This is a genomic window from Chenggangzhangella methanolivorans (assembly GCF_042648545.1).
In the GTDB taxonomy this organism is placed as follows: Bacteria; Pseudomonadota; Alphaproteobacteria; order Rhizobiales; family Methylopilaceae; genus Methylopila; species Methylopila methanolivorans.
Window position 1 is genome coordinate 446,210 of sequence record NZ_JBHRXS010000006.1, and the last position, 23,194, is coordinate 469,403.

A 23,194-nucleotide genomic window follows, 5' to 3' on the forward strand; every position below is an offset into this window, starting at 1 on the left:
TCACGGCGGGCACGGCGGACTACCGCCCGGTCGAGCCGAAGCCTTGGCTTGACCAGAACAAGGGCGTCGCGCCGAAGCCTGCGGAGGGCATGTGATGGCGGCGCTCCTTTCACGCCTCCCGAGGGCGGCTGCGGTCGTCGCGCTGTCGGCCTCGCTCGGCGCTTGCGCGTCGGTCTCGGCGGACGGCGGCATGATCCCGGTCGTCTCACGGGTTTCGCTCGACCTCGGCAAGGACACGGCGAAGATCGTCACGGCGTCGGACGCCGGAGCGGTGAAGGCGCGCGTCGACCGCCTGCTCGCGAGGCCGCTGACCGCCGACGCCGCCGTCCAGATCGCGCTGCTCAACAACCGCGGTCTCCAAGCCGAGTACAACGCGCTTGGCGTGTCCGAGGCGGAGTTCGTCGAAGCCAGCCTGCCGCCATCGCCCACGATCTCGATCGAGCGGGTCGCCGGCTCCGGCGACCTCGACGTCGAGCGGCGTCTTATCGCCGATTTGCTCCAGCTCCTGACGCTGCCGCGCCGCACGAAGATCGCCGAGAGCGAGTTCCGCGCGGCCCAGTACAAGGCGATCGCGGCGACCTTCCGGACGGCCGCCGAGGCGCGCCGGGCGTTCTTCCGCGCGGTCGCAGCCCGGGAGACCACCGCTTTCCTCGAGACGGCGCGGGGTTCGGCGGGCGCCGCAGCCGAACTCACCAAGAAGCTCGGTGAAACGGGAGCCGCCACCAAGCTCAACCAAGCTCGGTCCGGCGCGCTTTACGCCGAGGTCGCGACCGAGCTTGCCGAGGCGCGTCTGGAGGCCGCCAAGGAGCGCGAGGCGTTGACCCGCCAGCTCGGCCTGTGGGGGCGTGATCTCGACTACAGGCTGCCCGCGCGGCTGCCGTCGTTCCCGCGGCTCAAGACCCAAGGCGATGTAGAGGCGACGGCGATCCGGCGCCGGGTCGACATCATCGGCGACCGCCTCGAGCTCGACGCGCTTGCGCAATCTTACGGCCTCACCGAGCAGACCCGTGCGATCTCCATGCTCGAGGTCACAGGGCTCGCGAACCACGCGAAGTCGGCCGAGGGCGAGAAGGCGAACCCGAAGGGATTCGAGCTCGCCGTCCAAATCCCGATCTTCGACTTCGGCAAGGCGCGTTTGGCGAAGGCCCGTGAAACCTACATGGGCGCGGTGAACCGGCTGCTCGAGAAGGCGGTAAACGCCCGCTCGGAAGCCCGAGAGGCCTACGCGACCTATCGCGGCCGCCACGAGATCGCGCGCGCCTACCAGAGCCGCGTGCTGCCGCTGCGCAAGGTCATCACCGAGGAATCGCAGCTCCAGTACAACGGCATGCTGGTCGACGCCTTTGAGCTCCTGACCAACGCCCGCGAGAACGTCGCGTCGAACGTCGCGGCGATCCGGGCCAAGCGCGACTTCTTCATCGCCGACGTCGACTTCCAAGCCGCCCTGATCGGCGGCGGCTCCCCGGCCGAGTCGGCTCCCGAGCCGAAGCTCGCTTCGGCCACATCCGCCTCGGCGGCGTCCCCCCAATGAAACCGGAGGCACCCATGACCGTCTCGCGCAGATCGTTCCTGTCCGCGTCCGCCGCCGGGGCGACGTCGTTGGTCGCGGCGTCCGCGGTGTCCGGCCGCGTCCAGGCCGCATCGATACCCGAGGCCGCAACCATGAAGGACGCGACCATGCGGCCGCCGCTCGTTCCGACGACCGGCCCCGACTACAACCCCGTCGTCACGCTCAACGGCTGGACCGCGCCCTGGCGCATGAACGGCAACTGGAAGGAGTTCCACCTCGTCGCCGAGCCCGTGATCCGCGAGCTCGCCCCCGGCATGGTGGCCCACCTCTGGGGCTACAACGGCCAGTCGCCCGGCCCGACCATCGAGGCGGTCGAGGGCGACAAGGTCCGCATCTTTGTCACCAACAAGCTGCCGGAGCACACGACCGTGCACTGGCACGGCATGCTCCTGCCCTCGGGGATGGACGGCGTCGGCGGACTGACCCAGCCGCACATCAAGCCCGGACAGACCTTCGTCTACGAGTTCCAGCTCCGTAAGAGCGGGACCTTCATGTACCACCCGCACGCCGACGAGATGGTTCAGATGGCCATGGGCATGATGGGCTTCTTCGTCGTGCACCCGAAGGATCCGGCGTTCCGGCGGGTCGACCGCGACTTCGTCTTCCTGATGTCGGCCTACGACATCGACCCGGGAACCTACGTGCCCCGCGTCGCGGAGATGACCGACTTCAATCTCTGGACCTGGAACACGCGCGTGTTCCCGGGGATCGACCATCTGGTGGCCGCCAAGGGCGACAGGGTGCGGGTGCGGTTCGGCAACCTCACCATGACCAACCACCCGATCCACATGCACGGCTACGACTTCAAGGTGTCGTGCACGGACGGCGGCTGGGTGCCGGAAGCTGCCGCCTGGCCCGAGGTCACGATCGACTGCGCGGTCGGGCAGATGCGCGCCTTCGACTTCGTCGCGGACGCTCCCGGCGACTGGGCGATCCACTGCCACAAGTCGCACCACACCATGAACGCCATGGGCCACGAGGTCCAAAACTTCATCGGCGTGAACAAGAAGGACGTGGCCAAGACCATCAAAAAGCTGGTCCCCGGCTACATGCCGATGGGTCAGGCGGGCATGGCCGACATGGGCGAGATGGAGATGCCGCTCCCCGACAACACGCTGCCCATGATGACGGGCTTCGGCCAGTTCGGCCCGATCGAGATGGGCGGGATGTTCTCGGTCGTGAAGGTCCGCGAGGGAATCGCGTCCGGCGACTACAGCGATCCCGGCTGGTTCAAGCACCCGGAGGGACAGGTCGCCTTCGAATGGAAGGGCGAGGCGCCCGCGGCGCGCAAGGCTGCGCCCGCGGCCGCCAAGCCCGGCGACATGCAGATGAACGTCGTGAAGCCGAAGGCAGGCTCCGGCGGGCACGCGAACCACTGAACCCGACGCCCAACAGGACCAATGAGATGAAGAAGTTCCTTACGCTTGCCGTGCTCGTCGCGGCGCTCGCTCCGGCCGCGGCGTCCGCGGACCCCGGCCATTCGCATGGCGAGGCCACGGCCTTCGGCGAGCCCGGCGACCCCAAGAAGCCCTCACGCACTATCGATGTGGTCATGAAGGAGACCGACGACGGCAAGATGCTGTTCGAGCCGATCTCGATCGCCGCGAAAATGGGCGAGCAGGTCCGATTCGTCCTCAGGAACGAGGGCCAGATCGACCACGAGTTCATGCTTGCGACGCGCGTCGAGAACGACCGGCACGCGGTCGCGATGCGGAAGAACCCGGACATGGAGCACGACGAGCCGAACGGCCGCCGCGTGGCGCCGGGCAAGTCCGACGAGATCACCTGGAAGTTCTCGAAGTCGGGCGAGTTCAACTTCGCCTGCCTGATCCCCGGCCATCGCGAGGCCGGGATGGACGGCACGGTCGCCGTCAAGTGACCCTACGGAGGCATACGAACATGAAGAAGACAGCAACGCTCCTCGGGGCCCTCGCGGTCGCCATCATCTCCACCGCAGCGTCGGCCGCAGACGGCACCGTCAAGAAGGTCGACGAGAGCGCGGGCAAGATCACGCTCGACCATGGCCCGATCAAGAACCTCGGCATGGACGAGCCGATGTCGATGGTCTTCAAAGCCGCCGACCCCGCCATGCTCAAGGGCGTGAAGCCCGGGGACAAGGTGCTGTTCGAGGCCGACCGGGTGAACGGACAGATCACCCTCACCAAGATCCAGAAGAAGTGACGTCCCGCTGGGCGGCCGCGGGACGTGGCCGCTCAGCTCCCATTGAACGAGGAAACTCAAAATGAACCGGATCGCACTTGCGGCCGCGCTTGCCCTGACCGTCTCGACGGCCATCGCGCAGGAAGCCAAGTCACCGCCGTCGGGCACAGAGAGCCTTCCCAAGGCTTGCCAGGACGCCTCCCCCGGACAGGGCGCAACGGGCAAGGCGATGGAGATGGGCGACATGGCGGCCCATTCGATGTCCGACATGGGCGAGGCCCGGATGGCCTCGATGAAGGCCATGCAGGACATGGGCAAGGCCATGCGCGCGACCCACGGGATCAAGGACCCGGACCTCGCCTTCATCTGCGGGATGATCGCCCATCACCGCGGCGCCGTCGCCATGAGCCGTATCGAGCTGCAGTCCGGCAAGGACGAGCAGGCGAAGTCATGGGCGAAGAAGATCATCGCGGACCAGGAGCGCGAGATCGCCGAGTTCGAGGCGTGGGCGGCCAAGTCCGACAAGGCGAAGTGAAGGTCCGGCGGCGGGCGGAGGCCTCGGTCGCCGCCGTTGCCGGGAGGACGACGATGCGCGTGATCCTCATCTGCCTCGCGCTCAGCGCTTCGATGGCGGTCGCCGCCCCTGAGGGCCAAAGTCCCCCCTCGGTTGACACGGACATGCTGGCGAACGTGCTGTCGACGGCGTTCCTCGCGAAGAACCTCACCCTCGTCTGTTCGCAGCAGGACAGGTGGTTCGCCGAGGACACCAGGATCCGAGACCTCGACGGCGTCGGATTCGCCGACCACGTCCAGCGTGAGGTGCTCGATCGCCTTTCGCAGACGGAGTCGGGGATCGTGGTGATCCGCGCCGCGAACGCGTCGCGGGCGGTCTCGATCGGCTTCATCCACGTCATGGGAGACGGGCCGGCGGACGAGCAATCGGAGCGCTTGGCCGCCTGGTGCAAGGCGACGGCGAAGCCCTTGGTGCAGGGGATCCTGGCCCAGCATGAGATCCGTCACGACCTCTACGACCGCATGCTGGATCAGGCGAAGCAGTGACCGATGCTTGCGAAGACCGACCGACTGACGTCTTCACGAGCGCTGTGTTTAGGCGCATGGTCGCTTGCATGAACCTCGGCGCCCGCGTGCGGCATGTTCTGATCTTCGTGCTGATGCTCGGCGTCGGCGCGATCCCGGTCGCGGCGAACGCCGCGGCGGTCATGGCCGCGACGCCTGTCGCCATGGACTCGATGGAGACCATGGCGGACGGCATGCCTTGCTCCCCGGATGACGCGCCGGTCATGCCGGACTGCCAGAAGAGCTGTCCGCTGCTCGCGACCTGCATGACGAAATGCGCCCCCGCCGCGCCGATGGCGGTCATGACCAGGTCACATCGGATCTTGGTGCTGTCCGCCGTCTTTCCCGGTGACGACCCCGCCAGGGCAGGCCCGGTCTCCGAACCCCCGGCCCGACCTCCCCGAAGCTGAAGTCCGTCTACGGCGCCTCAGCTCCCAGACTTGAACCGCAGAAGCCGAAGCGTGTCCGCCGTCGCCACGCGGAGACGACGGAGGAGCCGCTGCCGTCGGCAGCTCCAGGCAGACGTCGGGCCATTGTCGTTTGAAGGAGGGATCGCGACGGTTTGCGTCGACGAGGCCTGTCGACAAGTGGACGTGAGCCGGACGTGTGCGAAGGTGGCTGGGAAGAGAAGGAGGGCGAAGGCTATGACGATGGACCGCAGGACGTTCACGCTGGCGGCGGCCGGTGCCGCGCTGCTTCTCCCGGGCGGGGTCCGCGCCGCTCCGGCGATGACCGTCCACAAGGATCCAAGCTGCGGCTGCTGCGGCGCCTGGGTCGATCACGTCCGCGCGGCCGGCTACGAGACGCGGGTCGTTGAGACCGCGGCCATCAACGCCGTCAAGGCGAAGCTCGGCGTGCCCCCGGGCCTGAGGTCCTGCCACACGGCCGAGATCGACGGCTACGTGCTCGAGGGGCACGTGCCCGCGGCGGCGATCGGCAGGCTGCTCGCCGAGCGCCCGAAGGTTCGCGGCCTCGCCGTGCCCGGGATGCCGATCGGGTCGCCCGGCATGGAGGTCGAGGGCCGTGATCGAGAATCCTACGACGTGATGGCTTTCGGCGACGGCGAGCCTCGGGCCATAATGCGGTTCCACGGAGGCGTCGCGCTTTAGTGCTTCGTCGGGAGGCGTAAATTTAGTCCGCTTCTCGGCGACGATGCGATGTCTGCTGTCTGGCGCAGGCCAGCCTTACGTTCGTGAGCCAGAGGTCAGACCGTCCTCCCGCCACGTGCGGTTCCGGACCTGATCGACCTGCTCTGCTCCGCACCGAAAAGCGGGAGCGGAGCACCCAGCATGCGGAAGGAACGCCAGCAAAGCGCGTCGACCAGCCAGGGCTCCGCGGATCGGGTGGCGTTCTAGCGGGAAGCTAGAGATCGCGCTGCCGTGATGACAACGAGCGCTACGCCTCTGTGCTCTTGCGCCTCCCCACCATTGAAATTCTTTCATTGCATTCACGCGTTTGACGCGTTCCTACCGCTGCCTTGAAGCGACCGTTGTCCTGTGGCCGGCCCGGCCGTCTATTAAGGCAAGCTGCCGCTTGGGGTTCGGAATGGTGAAGCTACGCTACGGGGATCGCCGTGCGGTCGAGGACGCCTTCGACATGGGCGGCGGCTACGTTCTGCATTTCTCGGACCGCACCATCGCCGAGTTCTTCCAGGACGAGGTCGGCGTTGATCTTTACGACGAGAGATACGCGTTCAACGGCCAGTCCAAGGCGAAGCGTCTGCGCGCCTTTCTCGAGGTCGAGGACGAAAGGGTCGTGGCCCGCTGCCTGCGCGCCCTGTGGGCCCATCGCGAGACGCTCCCCGTGTACGCCCAGAAACCTGACCACGAACGCCTCAAGGCAGCCGTGCTCGATCTCGCGGACAGGCTCGAGCGCGGATCCGACCTGCCGCTGATGGATGCGCTTGACCGTTTCAAGCCCGACCTCACGCTGGACGAGTTGATCGAGGGAATCAGTCGCGACATCAGCGCGGACAAGCCCCAGGTCGCCTTGGACAGGCTGCACACCTACTGCATGAAGAAGTTCACGCACCTGCTCGATCAGAACGGTGTGGCTTGGAACGCCGAGGAGCCGCTCAACAGCCGGGTGGGCAAGTACGTGAAGGAGCTGGAGCGTAGGCACCCGCTCCAGGAGATGACCAAGCAGATCGTGAAGAGCTCGATCACGGTATTCGACCGGTTCAACTCGGTTCGCAACAACAAGACGCTGGCGCACGACAACGAGCTGCTCGATCCTCGCGAGGCTAGGTTCCTCTTCGACTCGATTTCCGCGATCCTGCGTTTCTTCCGATCCATCGAGTCAGCGCGCTTCGGGCCCTAGGAGCGGCGAGCTACCTCTGCTCGCCGCCGAAGAGCATCGAGATCCTGTTCGCCAGGCTGACGCACGGATAGCAGAAGCTCTCGCACGGCTCCTTGCGGTCACAGACAAGCTTCACGATGTCGTCCCGAGTGGGCTGGGTCGCGAAGGCCCTGACCGCGGCTGCCACAACCAGCGCCGTCTCGGGCTTGAGCGTCACGGTTCGGTCCGCCCTGAAGGCAGCCTCGAGACGCCGCGCAATGGTGTCGAGGCTCGGGCGCCTGCGTTTGTGCGCGGTCTCCATGACGTGAACATAGAGAGAACATTTGCTCGACCCGTCAAGGCGACTCGGGCACTCTCCGTGCTGTCAACAAAGGAGAGATTGCCATGGCGGAGGCCGCGAAGCCGATGGGACCGGACGAGGCGGCACTCGCGCTAGAGCGCGCCACCGACGAGGCGGTCGAGGCGTGCGATGGCGACGCATGGGCCGCGGTGCGGGCGCTTCTGATCGCCAACGCCGCCCTCGAGGAGGAGGTAGCCCGGCTGTCGTCTCGCGTGTCGAATGGCTACGCCCGCGGTCGTGTCAGGCGGGCTACGGTGCGATGACGGGTCCTAGGGTCGAACTCGCCGCCGAAGTCGTGAAGCAGCTTCGGAAGGAAGCTGCGGAAGCCGAGTGGAACGAGGACCATGAGCGCGCGGACCGGCTGCGACGGGAGGCCGATCGCATCGAGGCCCGCGGCGAGACTTGGGAGCCGAACTTCTGAACAGTCGCCCTCACGGCAACCGTTTGGAGATCCTCATCTGGGTCAGGGTGTTCCGTGCGGGAACGACAGTGAGGCAGCCCACGGTCTACGGCATCGGGATCTCGTGACCCCGTCCACGTCCACAACCCAGCGTAAGCTGCTAGGTTGGTGTTGAATGCTGGCAGCCCGGGCGGCCTTGAGGCTCCGGCAATCGTGGCTAACCCCGGGTTGCGCCAACGAATCCCGCGTGCATATTTTCGCGCGAGGTATCCGGAGGCGAAGCGAGGCCGGACCAGCGTTCAGGACTCGTGATGCCGCCCCCTGTCGAATCCCACACCGACCAGCAATCGGCCGTGAGGCTGCTCGCGGCCATCTGCGCGGCTGCCCAGCCTCCCGCCGACGACAAGGTCGGGGCGGACGTCGTGGGTGTCCTCAGGGCCCAGTCGCGCCTGCAGGCGCTCGACTTCTGGATCCGCTACCCGGACTACCTGGCCAACGAGCTGCTGAACGGGTTCGAGAAAACGGGTTCGAAGGACGAACTCGAGCTGGCGCGCCGGATCTTCGACGATCGCGAGCCGGACCTTCGGCGCGTGCCGATGATCCGGTACCACTTCGGCGCCTTCGAGCCACTCCACAACCCGCTCTCGATCCTGCGGTCGCGCGACCTCGTGAGGCAGCACCGTCACGGCCAGCCGGGACACGTGACAGAGACATGGTACCTGCTGACCAAGTCGGGCCGCGCGGCGATGGACGACCTGGCCGCCGCGGCGCCTGAACTGGCTTGGTATCGGGACCGCGCGGCCGTCGCGTCGCGGGTCGCCGGCGGAGCCGGGGGCGCAGCCCTGAAGGGTCGCCAGTACCTGCAGGACGAATACGCGGCGACGCCGCTCAAGGGGATGATCCCGTCGATCGCCCCTCGTGTGCGCGAGCGCCTGGAAGCGCTGGCGGAGAAGGCGGACGGATGAGCGATCGTTGGCACGAGCAGGTCGCCGAGAAGGCGGGCGTCGAGACGTCGCGGGTCGAGACCATCCTCAGGAAGAGGAACATTCGCACCCGCCTCGGGGCCAGGCCCGCGCGCAAGCTCAGGATCACGGCAGTCAGGTTTTCCGGAGAGAAGAAGGGCAAGGCCAGCGGCCGCATCGACTTCTCGTGGGACGGGCTCGGCGATGGGGTCTGGGCGGTCGCGAGCGACGGCACGAACCTCGTCGGGAAGTCGACCGTCCTCGAGATCATCCTCTGGTCGCTGCGCGGCGAGGTGAAGAGCCTGCAAGGCGACGTGAGGAAATGGCTTGAGCACGTCAGGGTCGACTTCGCGCTCGACGACCAGCCGTTCGCCATCGACTTCGCCGTGACGAAGGGCGTGCCGAAGGGCAGGCTGGTGCGCCTCCGCCCGGACGGAAGCGAAGACGCGAAGGACGGCTTCGAGACCCACGCTGCCTTCGCGGCGACGATGTCGGACTTCATGATGGAGGCGCTGGATCTCGATCCGATCCCGTACCAGCTAGGGAAGGACGAGGCGGCGCAGGTGGCCGAGCACGGCTGGAAGGCGCTAGCCGGCGGGCTTTACCTATGGGGCGCGCACACGCGCCTGCTCGGCGACACGGACTTCGGCGGACTGCCCGCGCGAATCCTTCAGATCTACGTGGGCCTGCCATGGGCCTCCACGGTCATGCAGACGTCGACGGCGCTGAAGGACCTCGGCACCGAGGACGCCCGGGCAAGAGCGGTCCAGAAAACGGCTTCCGAGCTCAGCGCAAAGGCGGTCGAGCAGGTTGAGAAAGACCTTTCGGACGCCCGTGAACGATTGTCGAAGCTCTCTGACAACGCCGATTTCGCACGGCTGGTCGACGGACTCGCCGAAGCGGTCGTTGAGGCGACCAACGCGTACAACGAGATCGAGCGAAGGCTCGCAGACGCCGAGGATGAGGAAAGGAAGCTTCGGGCCGCGAAGGATGCCGACGAGCGCGAGGCCCGCGACATCCGCGAGACGTTCGTCGCCTCGAGCTTCTTCAATGGCCTTCAACCGACCTGCTGCCCTCGCTGCGAAGCGGTGGTCACGAAGGACAGGATCAAGCGGGAGCAGACCGACTTCAGTTGTTCCGTCTGCACCGAATCGATCCCGGCCGAGAAGATGGAAGACGTCAACGAGCGCCTTGCGGAGGCCGACGAACGCGCCGCGGCGACGAAGGCCGCGTTCGATCGCGCCGCAGCTTCCGTCCGCGAGCTGAAAGGTCATGTGAAGATTGCCCGGGATGGGATGGCTGCCGCGCGCGACGCCCTCGCCGCGGCTCCCGCGTCGAGCGACCTGCGAAAGCGCCGCGACATCGAGCTTGAGATTGCCGGGCTCGAGGGGAAGCTCGAGGCGCATTCCGAAAGCGCGGAGGAGCCGGAAGCCGCGCCCGACCGCCCGGTCGTGGCGGCGGCGCATGACCTCGCCAAGAGCGCCATGGACGCTGCGGCGAATGAGCTTCTGACCACGCTGAACGCCGAAGTCCTCAAGCTGGCGCAGCGCTTCGGCGTCGTGACGCTGGAAGCGGTCGAGATCGATGCTCAGGCCCGCATGCAGCTCCGAAAGGGCGGGGCCTCGATGCCGTTCGGCGAGGTGACCAAGGGCGAGCGGCTCCGGTTGAGAATTGCCACCGCCGTCGCACTCTTGAGGGTGGGCAAGGTACTTGGGGTCGGGCGCCATCCGGGGCTGCTGGTCGTCGACTCCCCCGGAGCGGAGGAGACGGACGACAGCAACCTCGAAGCGCTCCTGAAGGAGCTCCGTTCCGTCGCGGAGGAGGTAAGCCTTCAGGTGTTCGTGTCGAGCGCGAAGGCGAGCGAGGTCCTCACGCTGCTCGCTCCCGCGAACTGTCGCGTCGCGGCCAAGGGCGAGTACCTTTGGTGAAGGAGATGGGAAGCCTGCATGTCGACCGTCATAGCCATAGACGACCTGCTGGAGCGCGGGGCGCCTGTGACGCTCGGCGCCGTTGGCGGGCGCGCCGCGGTCGAGGCTGACCTCGGCGCGCTCCTCGCCTCGCCGCACGTGGACGTCATGGTCGGATGGGCCGTCGACGCCGCTCCCGGCGACGAGTCCTTCACCGACGACCTCGTCATCAAGGGGTTCCAGAATGCCGGCTTCGCCGTCACGCTCCGGGCCGCGTCGCACGCCCTGATCGCCTCGGCGCCCGTCCGGACCCGGCTCGCTCCACGCATCGGAAGGGCGCTCGAAAAGAGGTCGGAGATCCGCGGCGACGAGCGGAACGGCCTCGTCGCCGCCTACGCCCTCGAGACATGGCTCCGTCTGGCTCTGGCCGAGGTCGTCCAGCGGCACCGCCTCGTCTCGATCCTCGTCGACATCGAGACCGACGAGAACGGCCTGTTCGCCGAGCATGCCGCGAAGATCGTGGGCACCGCATTCCACGCCTGGCGGGAGAACGACCTGCTGCCCGTGCTCGATCGCCTGCGCAGAAACCCCGAGGCCAGCGGCGAGGCGACGTTCGAGTACGCCAACGCCCTGCTCTCGGTCGCCCTCGACGGCGACGACCAGCACGAGGTGATGGGCGGCCTCGAGACCGCGCAGGTCCTGTTCGCGGAGGCCGGGCGCATCGACGCGGACCGATCCGACGCCCACCTCTACGCCGCTGTCATCGGCGTGGTCCGGGGCTTCGCGCAAGGCGCCGGGGAAGCCGACCTGGACGCCGCGGTGAAAGCCGTCGGGGAAGCCGCAGCCGATCGTGCGTTCCTGCTGTCGGCGGGCCGACTTCCCGATTGGCTGGCCCCGCGGTGGGACCGGGACGTTCAGTGGCTCGAGCTGGTCGACAGCGTCCCGCGCATCGCCTGCGACCTCGGCCGACCGAGCTGGCTACGCGCCTGCGCCGTGCTCGACGGCCTTCTCAAGGTCTACGACGCGGACCGCACCATCCCGGGCGCGGCCGGGTTCGGCGCCGTGCTCAGGCCGCGTATCGAGGCGAGCTTCGTGCGAGAGCGGGGGCTGCTCGCCCATCTCGACGATCGCCTGGGTGACGAGGCTTTCGTGGGCGCGGACCGTAATGCCGCCGTCGCCCTGCGGAGGCGGATCGAGGAGATCGCGGCGGAGCCAAACCCGCCGGGAAAATTCGGAGAGGGCGCCTTCGAGAAGCTCCGTGGCGCCCTCGAGGAAATCGGAGCAACGGAACGCTTCATTGAGCGGGTGACGGACCTCGTCGACAGCAAGCTCCTGGTCGACTTGGAGATCGCCAACCCGGTCGTGCAGCGGCTCTTCAACGACATCCGCTCAAGGCTCGAAGGCGCCACGCATTACGAGGGCAGGATACGAGTCACGTTTGACCGCCTCCTCCTGCAGGTGATCCTCTTCTGCATGGACCGACAGGACGCGGCCAAGCGAGAGTTAGGACCGCGCGGAGCCTATCTGTTCGAGAAAAACGCCGTCGAGGGCGACCTCCAAAAGGACCTTCGCGATTGGCTCAAGGGAAACATGCCCGAAGCCACGGTGCTCACGGAGATCGAGGGCATCGCGAAGGGTCGATGCGACGTGTACGTAGGTCACGGCGGCTGGCGGTTCTTGGTCGAGCTCAAGCGGCACGAGGATCTCGTCACGCCGGAGGAGGCCAGGAAGTACGTCGGGCAGGCGGCGAGCTACCAGGGCACAAACGTGAAGCTTGGCATGCTCGGAATTCTTGAGCTCGTCGATCGGACTGGGCCGCCGCCAGGGCTGGAGAGCTGCCTCTGGTACGACAGTCTCGTCCCGGAGGGCGACACCGAGGCGCGCCACCTTGTCATCTTCAGGGTGCCGGGACGGCTGAGGCGGCCGAACGAGCTTTCGAGGTGATCGATCCGGTAATCTGGACAGCTTCACCCTCCGAGTCTGAGACGAGCCCGTGGTCTGGCTCGCTCGGCGGGAGCAGGCTTCTTGCACTGTGGGATCCGGCTTGCAGCACGTTGTCCCGTTGACGTCTTCCCGCGCGTGAACAGCGGGTAGCGGGGCGCCGCATCCGCGTGTCATTGTCGCCGCATTCAACCCATGGGTTCGGCGGCCTCGCGTGACCTGGTTTTTGATTGCCCTCGCCATCGCGGCGTTCATCGTTTGGAAGGCGATGAAGAAGTCGAACCCCGGCCGTCCCGTCGGCCTGCCGGAATATGAGCGAGGCCAGCCGCGCGACGTCGGCGGAATGTCACGGAAGAACCAGGATCCAGTCTACACGCTCAAGCGGCAGCCAAGACCGGACAGGACCGCCGCGCAGTTCCGGGGCCTTCGGTCGGAACCTCCAAAACGGGAGGAGCGTCCTGCCCCTCCTAACCCTTCGCCGAAGCCTGCCTGGGAGCGATCGGCCCAACCCGAGCGCTCCGTCGCCACGCCCTCCCGGGGACGGTGGATCGCTCCCGGCGAGACCATCGAGGTCGCCGGGTTCCGCTACGCGGGCGGCATGGTCTACTTCGGCAAGGTGCTCGAGGCTCCAAGGGGCGGAGGCGTCGACAACAGTCTTATCGACCCGTCGCTGAAGGTCTCGCCGGGATCGCCCGACCGGGCCGGCCACTCGATGTACTACTGGCCGTCCTATTCCCAGATCCAGCCGCAGGCGCGCCGGGCCTATCTCGAGTGGCTCGCTGGCGGCCGGAAGGATCCGGAAGTCGGCATCGGCTACGTCTTCCTGTTCTTCTACGGCCTCGAGCGGAGGCTGTTCGTGGAGCGCGTCCGCGAGGACTTCCCCGCGATCGCCGAGGAGGTCCGCCGCCTCGTGTCGATCTACGGAGGCAACGGGTCCTTCCACGGCTACGCCAACAGGCTCCTCGACACCCTCGAGGTGATGTCCACGCAGCACGACGTCCGACCGGCGCTCTCGCCGGACATGCGCGTCGGCTACGAGATGCCGATGGCGGCGAGGATCTACCTCGGCCGCCTGCTCGACGGCGGCGCCGCGTTCGGGGCCGACGACGCCCTCGTCTGGCTCCTCGGCTCCCCCGAAACCGGACTGCGGACCCCGGCGACGCGCTGCTTCGACGAGCTGGTGCCGCTCTGGAGACTTCGGTTCGCCGAGCGCTACCCGAATGGGCTGAAGGTCCGGGCGCCCAAATCGCGGCTGAAGATGCAGTACCGCCCGGCCAGCGGGAACTTCGAGATCGACGTCGACGTGCGGCTGGGAGGACGGGAGCTTCCGGACGTGGCCGCGCTGTCGGCTCCGCTGGCGAACCTCCACCAGATCCTCGACGGCTGCACCGACGAGCTCGGCGCCTACAGCCGTTTCCTGGGCAAGAACCCGGAGGGCCGCGGCACCGTCGAGGCCGCCCACCTCCTGCCGAAGGAGCTGTTCGCGTCGGTCGGTGGACAGGTCGCGGAGGCGCGCCAGACCATCGAGGCCCTGTTCGAGGGTAGGTCGCTCGCGACGGTCAGGACGGAGCTGCTCCTCGAGACGCTCGGCATCGAGCTTCCCGCGGGCGCCAAGGTGAACACGGCGATGGCGAACCAGGTCGGAGCCTTCCTCGACCGCATCGACGTCGGCCACGAGCCCGACCGCAGGTACGGGCCGGGCGGGCCGGCCACGGGAGGGCGGGTCCTTCTGTTCAAGGCCGCGGGTGGCGCCCCCGTCGACGGTGAGGCGGGGGCCTACAAGGCCGCACGCACGATGCTCGAGATCTCGGCCATGGCGGCCCATGCGGACGGAGAGGTCGCCGAGGCCGAGTTCACGGCCATCAGGACGGACCTCAGGAACGCGACGGGCCTTTCCGAGATCGAGCGGGCGAGGCTCCTCGCGCACGCCTCGATCCTGCTGAAGGACGGGCCTCGCCAGCAGTCGGCGCTCGGCCGTCTTGCCAAGCTGCCGGACGCAGAGAAGCGGCAGGCGGCCAAGTCCGCGGTCGCGGCGGTGCTCGCCGACGGCCACGCCTCGCCGACCGAGGTCAAGTTCCTCGAGAAGCTCTACAAGACGCTCGGATTCCCGGTCGACGACGTCTACGCCTCGCTGCATCGGGGCGGGGTCGAGGTGGATGCGCCCGTCGCCGTGTCGAAGGCGGAACCGTCCCGCGGAGTGCCGATACCGGAGCGCCCCGCGCCCGCGGCCCCGAAGTCCAACGTGGTCGAGATCGACGCCGCCCGGCTGGAGCGCATCAAGGCCGAGACGTCGGCGGTGTCGAGCCTGCTCGCAGACATCTTCGTCGAGGACACTCCTCCGCCACCTGTTCCCGTCGCATCCCCAACGAGCGGGCCGGCCGCGTTCAAGGGTCTCGACGCGGCCCACGGCGAGCTGCTCGCGGCGATCCTGTCGGCCGGCAGCATCGCGCGGGGAGACTTCGACGAGCGCGCACGCGCCCTTCGGCTGTTGCCCGACGGCGCGATCGAGACGATCAACGAATGGGGCTTCGAGACCTTCGATGAGCCTGTCATCGAGGGCGACGATGACGTGACCGTCGCAGGGCACCTGCGCTCCCAGCTCGAGCAACTGGAAAAGGCGGCATGACGCAGACCATCAAGGCACGCGACCGCGACACCATCCTGCAGGCCCTCGCCGCGGGCGTGGTTCCGCGGACCGGACTTCGGCACATCCAGGTCGGGCGCGCCGCCGAGGTCGGGGCGCTGGTCCGCGACATCGACCGCATCGCGGACGGCGGATCGGCGATGCGGTTCGTGATCGGCGAGTACGGCGCGGGCAAGACGTTCTTCCTGAACCTCATTCGGCTGATCGCGCTCGAGCGGAAGTGCGTGACGCTCCACGCCGACCTCGCCCCGGACCGTCGCGTGCACGCGACCTCGGGCCAGGCCCGCGGCCTTTACTCCGAGGCCGTCCGCAACATGGCGACCCGCACGAAGCCCGAGGGCGGAGCGCTTGCCAGCGTCGTCGAGCGCTTCGTCACCGAGTGCGTGAAGGATGGCGAGGCGCGCGGCGTACCTGTCGAGAAGGCGATCGACGACCGACTGGCGCAGTTGCAGGAGCACGTCGGCGGCTACGATTACGCCGCGGTCCTCAAGGCGTATTGGCGCGGCAGCGAGGAGGGCGACGAGGCCCTGAAGGCGGCGGCGCTGCGGTGGCTCCGCGGCGAGTACTCGACCAAGACCGAGGCGCGCCAGGCGCTGAACGTCCGCAACATCATCGACGACGGCGACGTCTACGACAGCCTGAAGCTCCTGGCCGCCTTCGTTCGGCTCGCCGGCTACGCCGGGATGCTCGTCGTGTTCGACGAGATGGTGAACCTCTACAAGCTCCAGAGCGCCCAGGCGCGGAACCAGAACTACGAACAGATCCTGCGCATGCTGAACGACGTGCTGCAGGGCAACGTCTCGGGTCTCGGCTTCGTGCTCGGCGGAACGCCCGAGTTCCTCATGGACACACGGCGCGGCCTCTACAGCTACCAGGCCCTCCAGTCTCGGCTCGCCGAGAACGCCTTCGCCACGAAGGGTCTGGTCGACCTCTCCGGCCCCGTGCTGCGGCTCCAGAGCCTGACCCCCGAGGACCTGCTGATCCTGCTGTCGAACATCCGGGCGGTGTTCGCGGGCGGCGACCAGTCGGCCTACCTCGTTCCCGAGGAGGCCTTCCCGGCCTTCATGACCCACTGCAACCAGAGGATCGGCGAGGCCTACTTCCGAACGCCCCGCAACACGATCAAGGCCTTCGTGCAGTTTCTCGCGGTGCTCGAGCAGAACCCGGGGACCGACTGGAAGGGGCTGCTGGGCGGCGTGGAGGTGTTCTCCGACGTCGAGGCGCCGACCGAGGGGCCCGATGGCGAGGGATCGAGCGCAGGTGACGACGAGCTCGCCTCCCTCCGCCTCTGAGACCGTCGCGAGCTTCGACCGCCTTCATCCCGAGATCCGACGCTGGATCTGGGAGCAGAAGTGGGAGGAGCTGCGCGACGTCCAGGACCGCACCATCGGCGCCGTGCTCGGCGGCGACGGCGACGTGCTGGTCTCGGCCGCGACCGCCGCGGGCAAGACTGAGGCCGCCTTCCTGCCCGTGCTCACGGCGGTCGCCAACCGCGAGGAGCCTGGCCTCTCGGTGCTCTACGTCAGCCCGCTCAAGGCGCTGATCAACGACCAGTTCGGCAGGCTCGACCAGCTCTGCGAGCGCCTCGAGGTCGACGTCGTGCGCTGGCACGGCGACGCGCCCCAATCGGCCAAGGACCGCGCCCGGCGCAACCCGCGAGGCGTCGCGCTGATCACGCCCGAGTCCATCGAGGCTCTGTTCGTGCGACGGCCGGCCGAGGCCCGGAAGCTGCTCGGGGCGCTCGACTTCATCGTCATCGACGAGCTCCACGCGTTCCTGAAGGGACCCCGCGGCCTCCACCTCTCGAGCCTGCTCCGCCGGATCGACGCGTTGTCGAAAAAGCGCGCGCGCCGGATCGGCCTCTCGGCGACGATCGGCGACCCGATGGTGGCCGCAGCGTGGCTCGCCCCGGAGCGCCCCGAGAGCGTGGTGATGGTCGAGTCCTCCGGCGGCGCCCCGGAGCTGCTTCTGCAAGTCCGCGGCTATCTCGAGCGCCCGGAGGTAGACGACCCCGACGACATGGAAGCGGACGAAGGGGAAGCCGAGCCGATCGCGCTCGACCGCATCGCCGACCACATGTTCGCGACGCTGCGCGGCGCCAACAACCTGGTGTTCGGCGGCTCGCGGCGCCGCGTCGAAGCTGTCGCCGACCGCCTGCGCCGCCGCTGCGAGGCCGCGGGCGTCCCAAACGAGTTTTTCCCTCACCACGGCAGCCTGGCGAAGGGGCTGCGCGAGGAACTCGAGGCGCGCCTGAAGAAGGGCGACCTGCCGACCACGGGCGTCGCCACGACCACGCTGGAGCTCGGCATCGACATCGGCTCGGTGAAGTCGGTCGCGCAGGTCGGCGCGCCGCGCTCGCTCGCCTCGCTCCGCCAGCGGCTGGGTCGAAGCGGTCGGCGAAAGGGCGCGGCCGCCGTTCTGCGCATCTATGTCCGCGAGCTTGTCGTGACGGCCGATTCCGACCCGCTCGAGCGGCTTCGCGTCGACGTAGCGATGTCCGTCGCCGCGGTCCGGCTGTTGCTCGCCCGCTTCGTCGAGCCGCCGACGACCGATCCCGCCGTCGCGACCGTCGTGCTGCACCAGGTGCTGTCGATCATCGCCGAGCGCGGCGGCGCGAGGGCGCCCGACCTCTACGCCGCCGTCTGCGGGGCCGGCCCGCTGTCCAGCTTCGGCAAGGCGGACTTCGTCGAGCTGCTGCGCTCCATGGCCTCGCCGGAAGCCAAGCTGCTCGAGCAGTCGCCCGACGGGACGATCATGCTCGGGGAGAAGGGCGAGCAGCTCACGACCGGACGCGACTTCTACGCGATCTTTCCAAGCGATGAGGAATGGCGGCTGGTCGCCGGCGGACGGACGCTCGGCACGATCCCGATCGCGAACGCGGTCGGCGTCGGTAGCCTTGTCGCCTTCGCGGGCCAGCGATGGCGGGTCACCGCGGTCGACGACCGCAGCAACGTCCTCGAGGTCGAGATCCACCGCTCGGCCAAGGTCCCGAAGTTCGACGGCAAGGCGAACGAGCCGCTGCACGACCGCCTGCTTGCAGAGATGTTCGAGGTCTACCGATCCGGCGACGTGCCCGCCTTCCTCGATCCGGCAGCCAAGGCGATGCTGACCGAGGGCCGCGAGGCCTTCGACGAGCACGGGCTCGCCGAGACCCGCTTCGTAGCCTCCGGGCGTGACGTGCACGTGCTGCTCTGGCGCGGGACCGAGTTCTGCACGGTCTTCTCGATCGCGCTGCAGTCGGCCGGCCTCGAGGTGGAGGTGAACGACCTTGGGATCACCGTGGCGAACGCCACCGTCGAGGAGGTCCGGGCCGTGGTCGCCAATCTGGCAGGAATGCCGCCGATCCCGGCCGGGGACCTAGCCGAGTTCGTCGAGAACCTCCGGGCGGCGAAGTACGACGAGTTCGTGCCCGAGGCGTTGCTGCGGAGGTTCTGGGCTCGAGATCGCGCCCATCTACCGAGCGAGATCCTCGCCGTGGCTCAAGCGCTGGCTAGGGACTGATCGAGCGTGTCGGCAAATGCTGCTTGCTGACCAGCTTTAAGCAACGGGCCGACGTCAGGGGAGGGGCTTGCCCGCCACCCGAGACCGTTACGCCCGCCAGCGGGCTCGCTAGGAAGCCCACTGACGCCCGTCGATGGCGAGGGTGGGGTGATGTGACCCCGCTTCGAGGTCGCGGCCGAGGCGGTCGACGTATGCGGCCGCTGCCTCCCAGCCCGTCCATTCCGAGGCAACGGACACGCCGCGGCCCGTCACTTGCACACGCCACCAGTCGCCCGCGAGGACCACCGCGCATAGCCCCTCCGGCAGGTCGACGGCGAGGACAGCGTCGCGCAGCCTGTCGGCATCGGCCGGCTCGGAGACGAGGCCGCCCCCAAGCATGACGGCCGCGCACTTCGCGAAGGCGGACAACATCACCGGGCTCATGACGCGAGCGACAAGACCTTGATCTGCTCGGGCCGTAGACGGGTCTTCGTCGACCATGCGCCAGAAGACGATGCGGTCGCCGCGCAGCGTAAGGGCGCCGCCGCGCGCGTCCTCGACGTCGACGGTCGCCGGGCGGCAGTCGTTGGCGTTCCATACCCCGGAGCAGCCTGCCGAGATCCTCCGGTTGTCCTGCGCTTGCCCGAGCGCCCAGCGCACGTCGTGCGGGCAGCGTGCCCGGAGGCCGTAGCCCTGGAGGCCGGCGGCGCGGGCCGCGGCGACGGTCTCGAGCAGCAGCCGCTTGAGGTCGGCGACGCTCTCGCCGTCCCAGCGCCGCAGCGCTCGGACCGCCCGACGAACCGAAGCCGGGTAGTCGTGGGCCTCGCGGGTCAAACTCGCCTCCGGCTGCGGGTCTTCTTTGGGACGAACAGCCAGAGGCCTTGGTCGACGCCGAAGCGCTCGAGCAGCGCTCGGTCGCCCTCGCCGGGAGAGAAGCGCCAGAGCCTGAAGTGCAGGCCCCAGTCGCGGTCGGCCGGCCGCGCCCGCCTTAGGCTCCCGAGCTTCTTGAGCGGCCACGACAGCATGCTGGCGACGTGCGTTTTCGAACGCTCGTCGTCCATGTCGGAGCTGGGGACGTCTGTGCAGCCGGCCACGACCCCCGAGCTGGTTTGGACGGCGTACACGATACCCACGGGCTCGATGACGCTCCGCACGGCCCAGACGAAGGTCCGCTCGGCTCCGGCCGCGACCTCGTCGGTGACGGTGAACCCGTCCTCGCGGATCTTGCGGACCACGTCCTCGGCCCTGTCGCGCAGCGTGAGCCGACCCTCGAGATAGCGGATCCTCAGGAGTTCGCCGAACTGGTCGGCGGTGAGGGTGAAGCCGGGCTCGCAGTCCGGCTCCGGCAGGATGTATGCGACCGCGCTCACAGCTCCCACTCCCGCCGCATCTCGTCGGCCCTCTGGTCGGCGACGAGGCGCAGCTTCCGGAGCTGGAGCGCCGCGATAACGTCGGCACGGTGGTCGGGTTCGACGCTGACCCGTGCCGCGGCGAGGTCCCAGGCCTCCCTGCGGCTGGCGCCGGACATTTCGATCATCGCCTCGACCTCGGCGAGGTCGAGGGTCGCCGCGATCGAGATCGCGGAATCGAAGTTACTCACGTCGTTCTTCCTGGTTGGTGGCGCCCGTCCCCGACGGGCTGCTGTGTTCTTAGGAGGCCTTGCGGGCCGCCTCGGTCAAAGACAGCGCGAGGCGCTGCTGGTTCAGCCGGCCGAGCAGCGCGGCCATCGCGGACAGGCAGGCCTCGGAGGGCATGCCGCCGTCCTTGCGCTTGGCGAACCACTTGAGGGTGCCGAGCGGGACGTTGGTCTCGACGGCGATGACCTCGAGCGGCTGGCCGATGGCCCGTCGGAGCGAGCCAAAACGCTCCTTCGGGTCGGTGAGATCGACGGCCATCACGCGGCCCCGCCGAGAAAGATCTTCTCGAAGTCGCCCGTGCTGTCCTCTTGGTCGAGCCTCATGGCCTTCCGGCGTTCGGCGACCGCTTTCCTCACCACGACCGCGGCACGCTCGGACGCGGCTTCGAGAACGGGCGTCGAGGCTGTGAACTCGCTATGAGCCGCCTTGAACGCCACGGCCCAGAGGCTGCTATCCGCGCCTCGCGTGGACAGAACGGTCCGGTTGGCCTTGTCGATCGCCCACTGCTTCGCGTGCTTGCCGATGCAGTCGTGAAGCGCGGGCCAGAGCGCAGCGAGGAACCATTCCGCGTCCTCGACGCGGACCCACATGCCCGCCTCGCCGACGACGATAGTTTCCTCGTAGGAGGCCGTGTGGACGGCTTGCTCGACGACCTCCTCTGGGGTCGGCACGACGCCCTCAAGCAAGGACCAGTAGCGGAGCGTCTTCTTGCGGGTCAGCAGCTCCTGCGCCTCGTCGCCCTGCATAACGTTGCCACTGGCCTCGCTGTAGTGGATGCCGCGCTCGATGGCGTCAGTGACGGCCACCTGCTGCTCGGCGGCGGCGACCCGCACGTAGCCGGCCTTCTTCAAGACTTCGGCTGCGGGGGCGAGGTCGAGGGCGACGACCTGCTGTATTGCGGCCTCGGCGGTGCGCAGGTCCACGGCTCACGTCTCATGGACGCTTGAGGGCCTCTCGGGCTCCTACGAGGTCTCCGGCGCGACCCGGAAGCGGGGTGGCTACGAATTCTGGTCCGCCGAGGCCCACGGGTTCACTCGCCGGCGCCAGCTCAGGCGCGATGACGCTGTTCGCGGCGTCATCGCCGACGGCGTCCAAAGCCATGCCGAGGCTGGTCTCCGCGAACACTAAGGTGTAGTCGGCATGGCCGAAGCTCTTGTAGCTGAGGAAGTCGACGGTGTGCGTGGCTGCGGACGGCATCGGTAGTTCTCCCTGGTTGGTGGATGCCCGGCCCCCGCCGGGTCTCGAGTGGCTGCGCCCCTCGTCTGGCCGTCCCTCGAGGCGGCCGGAGGAGGGGCGGGGCAGAAGCCCCGCCTCAGGTCTCAGGCGACCTCGTCTGCGGCGAAGCTCTGCTCGAGACGCCAAGCGATCTCGTCCGCGCCGCCGAAGGCCGCGAGGGGCGTGCGGCGGGTTTCGATGCCCATCCGCGACAGCGAGCGCAGGGACCGCGACTGCGCCTGCCCGAGGTTGCGGCGGCGGAGCTTGGCGCTGCAGCGGGCGGTCCACTGCCATCCCTGTGCGTCCGTGGTGGCCCGGAAGAAATCGCCGTCGACCTCGAACACGCGGTCGACGATCTGGCCGTTGACGAGGATCTCGATGGCGCGGGCGTCGCGGACTTCGCGGTCGCGCAGGACCACCGACGCGCGGGCGGAGGCCGGATGGGCGAGGAGTATCTTGGCGATCGGGCGGATGTCGGCGGCGACGGCGTTCTGGATGGTCACGGTAGTTCTCCCTGGTTGGCCGACGCATCCCCCGACGCGCCGGAAAGAGAACTATCCGGTTTTGGATAGTATGAATCAAGCGCCGGCCGGCGCGAGATTTGTATCCTTGAAGTCGAGAGGGGCGACAAATCAGTTTACAGGTCCTTTCGGATCCTTGTGTGTAAGGATTCGTCACAAGGATTTGGGCGCGGCAACTATTGTTGACAAGCGCGAACTGACGCTGGAGCCTTACGAGTCCTTAAGATCACGAGTTCGTGACCTAAGGATTCGGTGGCGGCCGCCCTGGGGACAGGAAAGCGGCCGGCCGAGGTCAGATGACGTAGTCGGGGTCGCCGCGGTGCGCGTCGCACCAGGCCCAGCGCTCGGCGAGGCTGGCGCCTTCCGGCAGCGGCTCGCGCTTGGGGTAGGTCACCGGGGGCACTGCGGCGGAGCCGGCCGGGTCTTTCGGACGCGGAGGACATCGAGGTGCGCGCGCACCGCGGCGGCGGCCTCGGCGAAATCCCACCACTCGACTGTCCCGGCAAGCTGCGCGTAGAGCGCCGCCCACGCGTCGAACGAGGCGTGCGTCGATGTTCGGTGCTGCCACTTGCCCTCGACGATGCGGAGCGTCCCGTTCGCCAGCAGGTAGATCGTCATCTTGTCGTCGGTCGACGACACCTGCCGGGGCGGCTGAGCCCCCCGGTTGTCCTGAGACCAAGGGTTCGCCGGCCGGAGGAAAGCACCAAGCGCGGGGCGACGGCCGGCGCGCGGCCGGCTACGGTGCCGGGCATGGCAGACGTCCCAAAACACCCGGCGCACGGCTGGGGTCCCTACGCCGCCGACCCTTGGTCCGACGACCTCGACGGGGCCGCGGGGCCGGATAGCGGAGCGTGGGCGGCGGCGGTCGAGGAAGCCCGGCGGCTGAGGCTCGCGCTCCAGTCCAGGGTCGCCGACAAAAAGGGCCCCCGCGAGGACGGGGCCTGAGATTTGCCGTGGCGCGGCGCAGGAAGGCGAACGTCCCCAAGGGCAAGGTCGGCGCCGGCGGGGGCTGGGGCAACGGCCGCGCCGTAATCGATCCGCA

Annotated in this window: 27 protein-coding genes; 18 read left to right on the forward strand and 9 right to left on the reverse strand. The window is 68.3% G+C overall.

The genetic code is table 11. The features are described from left to right. Positions 1–94 precede the first annotated feature (94 nt). The 9 genes from ACFOWB_RS13395 to ACFOWB_RS13435 all read left to right on the forward strand — a co-directional run bounded on the left by ACFOWB_RS13395 (position 95) and on the right by ACFOWB_RS13435 (position 7,126). Positions 95–1,531 carry a TolC family protein gene (locus ACFOWB_RS13395; protein WP_378147774.1) on the forward strand — a complete coding sequence of 479 codons (1,437 nt, stop codon included), beginning with the start codon at positions 95–97 and terminating at the stop codon, positions 1,529–1,531. Between the two features lie 14 nt (positions 1,532–1,545). Then, a complete protein-coding gene (locus ACFOWB_RS13400) occupies positions 1,546–2,949 on the forward strand; it encodes a multicopper oxidase family protein (RefSeq protein ID WP_261402712.1) in 1,404 nt (467 codons plus the stop codon). Positions 2,950–2,975: 26 nt separating this feature from the next. Beyond that, positions 2,976–3,449: a cupredoxin domain-containing protein gene (locus tag ACFOWB_RS13405; protein WP_261402713.1), complete on the forward strand. Its 474-nt coding sequence runs from the start codon at positions 2,976–2,978 to the stop codon at positions 3,447–3,449. 20 nt (positions 3,450–3,469) lie between these two features. Beyond that, complete coding sequence (locus tag ACFOWB_RS13410; RefSeq protein WP_261402714.1) at positions 3,470–3,751, forward strand: copper-binding protein; 282 nt, start codon at positions 3,470–3,472, stop codon at positions 3,749–3,751. Between the two features lie 61 nt (positions 3,752–3,812). Further along, complete coding sequence (locus ACFOWB_RS13415) at positions 3,813–4,265, forward strand: DUF305 domain-containing protein (protein ID WP_261402715.1); 453 nt, start codon at positions 3,813–3,815, stop codon at positions 4,263–4,265. Between the two features lie 53 nt (positions 4,266–4,318). Beyond that, positions 4,319–4,789: a hypothetical protein gene (locus ACFOWB_RS13420; RefSeq protein WP_378147778.1), complete on the forward strand. Its 471-nt coding sequence runs from the start codon at positions 4,319–4,321 to the stop codon at positions 4,787–4,789. Between the two features lie 68 nt (positions 4,790–4,857). Continuing rightward, positions 4,858–5,217, forward strand: coding sequence for a hypothetical protein (locus tag ACFOWB_RS13425; RefSeq protein ID WP_261402717.1), 360 nt, complete (start codon positions 4,858–4,860; stop codon positions 5,215–5,217). A 234-nt stretch (positions 5,218–5,451) separates the two neighbouring features. Beyond that, the gene (locus ACFOWB_RS13430) at positions 5,452–5,916 is read left to right on the forward strand and encodes a DUF411 domain-containing protein (RefSeq protein ID WP_261402718.1); all 465 of its coding nucleotides are present in this window, start codon (positions 5,452–5,454) and stop codon (positions 5,914–5,916) included. 487 nt (positions 5,917–6,403) lie between these two features. Continuing rightward, positions 6,404–7,126: an abortive infection family protein gene (locus ACFOWB_RS13435; protein ID WP_378147781.1), complete on the forward strand. Its 723-nt coding sequence runs from the start codon at positions 6,404–6,406 to the stop codon at positions 7,124–7,126. Between the two features lie 10 nt (positions 7,127–7,136). On the opposite strand, the gene ACFOWB_RS13440 is transcribed toward ACFOWB_RS13435, so the two are convergent. Beyond that, positions 7,137–7,322, reverse strand: coding sequence for a hypothetical protein (locus ACFOWB_RS13440; protein ID WP_378147783.1), 186 nt, complete (start codon positions 7,320–7,322; stop codon positions 7,137–7,139). Between the two features lie 167 nt (positions 7,323–7,489). Between ACFOWB_RS13440 and ACFOWB_RS13445 the strand changes: the two genes are divergently transcribed. The 8 genes from ACFOWB_RS13445 (at position 7,490) to ACFOWB_RS13480 (ending at position 18,800) form a co-directional block, all read left to right on the forward strand. Then, positions 7,490–7,708: a hypothetical protein gene (locus ACFOWB_RS13445; RefSeq protein ID WP_261402721.1), complete on the forward strand. Its 219-nt coding sequence runs from the start codon at positions 7,490–7,492 to the stop codon at positions 7,706–7,708. Further along, positions 7,705–7,866, forward strand: a complete 162-nt coding sequence (locus tag ACFOWB_RS13450) for a hypothetical protein (RefSeq protein ID WP_261402722.1) — start codon at positions 7,705–7,707, stop codon at positions 7,864–7,866. The genes ACFOWB_RS13445 and ACFOWB_RS13450 overlap by 4 nt, the downstream gene beginning before the upstream one ends. Positions 7,867–8,156: 290 nt before the next feature. Continuing rightward, positions 8,157–8,810 carry a hypothetical protein gene (locus ACFOWB_RS13455; RefSeq protein ID WP_261402723.1) on the forward strand — a complete coding sequence of 218 codons (654 nt, stop codon included), beginning with the start codon at positions 8,157–8,159 and terminating at the stop codon, positions 8,808–8,810. Then, positions 8,807–10,735 carry a hypothetical protein gene (locus tag ACFOWB_RS13460; protein WP_261402724.1) on the forward strand — a complete coding sequence of 643 codons (1,929 nt, stop codon included), beginning with the start codon at positions 8,807–8,809 and terminating at the stop codon, positions 10,733–10,735. Before ACFOWB_RS13455 ends, ACFOWB_RS13460 begins: the two co-directional genes overlap by 4 nt. A gap of 18 nt (positions 10,736–10,753) precedes the next feature. Further along, positions 10,754–12,658 (forward strand): hypothetical protein, encoded by a 1,905-nt coding sequence (locus ACFOWB_RS13465; RefSeq protein ID WP_261402725.1) that lies wholly within the window; start codon positions 10,754–10,756, stop codon positions 12,656–12,658. Between the two features lie 211 nt (positions 12,659–12,869). Further along, on the forward strand, positions 12,870–15,281 hold the full coding sequence (locus tag ACFOWB_RS13470) for a tellurite resistance TerB family protein (RefSeq protein WP_261402726.1): 2,412 nt from the start codon (positions 12,870–12,872) through the stop codon (positions 15,279–15,281). After that, the gene (locus ACFOWB_RS13475) at positions 15,278–16,591 is read left to right on the forward strand and encodes an ATP-binding protein (protein ID WP_261402727.1); all 1,314 of its coding nucleotides are present in this window, start codon (positions 15,278–15,280) and stop codon (positions 16,589–16,591) included. Before ACFOWB_RS13470 ends, ACFOWB_RS13475 begins: the two co-directional genes overlap by 4 nt. Continuing rightward, the gene (locus ACFOWB_RS13480) at positions 16,539–18,800 is read left to right on the forward strand and encodes a DEAD/DEAH box helicase (RefSeq protein ID WP_378147788.1); all 2,262 of its coding nucleotides are present in this window, start codon (positions 16,539–16,541) and stop codon (positions 18,798–18,800) included. Before ACFOWB_RS13475 ends, ACFOWB_RS13480 begins: the two co-directional genes overlap by 53 nt. A gap of 108 nt (positions 18,801–18,908) precedes the next feature. Here ACFOWB_RS13480 and ACFOWB_RS13485 read toward each other — a convergent pair whose 3' ends face one another. From ACFOWB_RS13485 to ACFOWB_RS13520, 8 genes are all read right to left on the reverse strand, one after another. After that, a complete protein-coding gene (locus tag ACFOWB_RS13485) occupies positions 18,909–19,613 on the reverse strand; it encodes a hypothetical protein (RefSeq protein ID WP_378147790.1) in 705 nt (234 codons plus the stop codon). Continuing rightward, positions 19,610–20,149 carry a hypothetical protein gene (locus tag ACFOWB_RS13490; protein WP_261402731.1) on the reverse strand — a complete coding sequence of 180 codons (540 nt, stop codon included), beginning with the start codon at positions 20,147–20,149 and terminating at the stop codon, positions 19,610–19,612. The genes ACFOWB_RS13485 and ACFOWB_RS13490 overlap by 4 nt, the downstream gene beginning before the upstream one ends. Next, on the reverse strand, positions 20,146–20,379 hold the full coding sequence (locus ACFOWB_RS13495; protein WP_378147792.1) for a hypothetical protein: 234 nt from the start codon (positions 20,377–20,379) through the stop codon (positions 20,146–20,148). Before ACFOWB_RS13495 ends, ACFOWB_RS13490 begins: the two co-directional genes overlap by 4 nt. Positions 20,380–20,428: 49 nt before the next feature. Then, positions 20,429–20,674 (reverse strand): hypothetical protein, encoded by a 246-nt coding sequence (locus tag ACFOWB_RS13500; RefSeq protein WP_261402732.1) that lies wholly within the window; start codon positions 20,672–20,674, stop codon positions 20,429–20,431. Next, positions 20,674–21,339 (reverse strand): hypothetical protein, encoded by a 666-nt coding sequence (locus ACFOWB_RS13505; RefSeq protein WP_261402733.1) that lies wholly within the window; start codon positions 21,337–21,339, stop codon positions 20,674–20,676. The genes ACFOWB_RS13500 and ACFOWB_RS13505 overlap by 1 nt, the downstream gene beginning before the upstream one ends. 10 nt (positions 21,340–21,349) lie before the next feature. After that, on the reverse strand, positions 21,350–21,613 hold the full coding sequence (locus ACFOWB_RS13510; RefSeq protein ID WP_261402734.1) for a hypothetical protein: 264 nt from the start codon (positions 21,611–21,613) through the stop codon (positions 21,350–21,352). A 122-nt stretch (positions 21,614–21,735) separates the two neighbouring features. Beyond that, positions 21,736–22,134, reverse strand: coding sequence for a hypothetical protein (locus tag ACFOWB_RS13515; protein WP_261402735.1), 399 nt, complete (start codon positions 22,132–22,134; stop codon positions 21,736–21,738). A 408-nt stretch (positions 22,135–22,542) separates the two neighbouring features. Then, entirely contained in the window at positions 22,543–22,770 is a 228-nt protein-coding gene (locus ACFOWB_RS13520) for a hypothetical protein (RefSeq protein WP_378147796.1), read from the reverse strand. Positions 22,771–22,902: 132 nt separating this feature from the next. Here ACFOWB_RS13520 and ACFOWB_RS13525 point away from each other — a divergent pair, with 132 nt between their 5' ends. Beyond that, positions 22,903–23,097, forward strand: a complete 195-nt coding sequence (locus ACFOWB_RS13525; protein WP_378147798.1) for a hypothetical protein — start codon at positions 22,903–22,905, stop codon at positions 23,095–23,097. Positions 23,098–23,194: the final 97 nt, after the last annotated feature.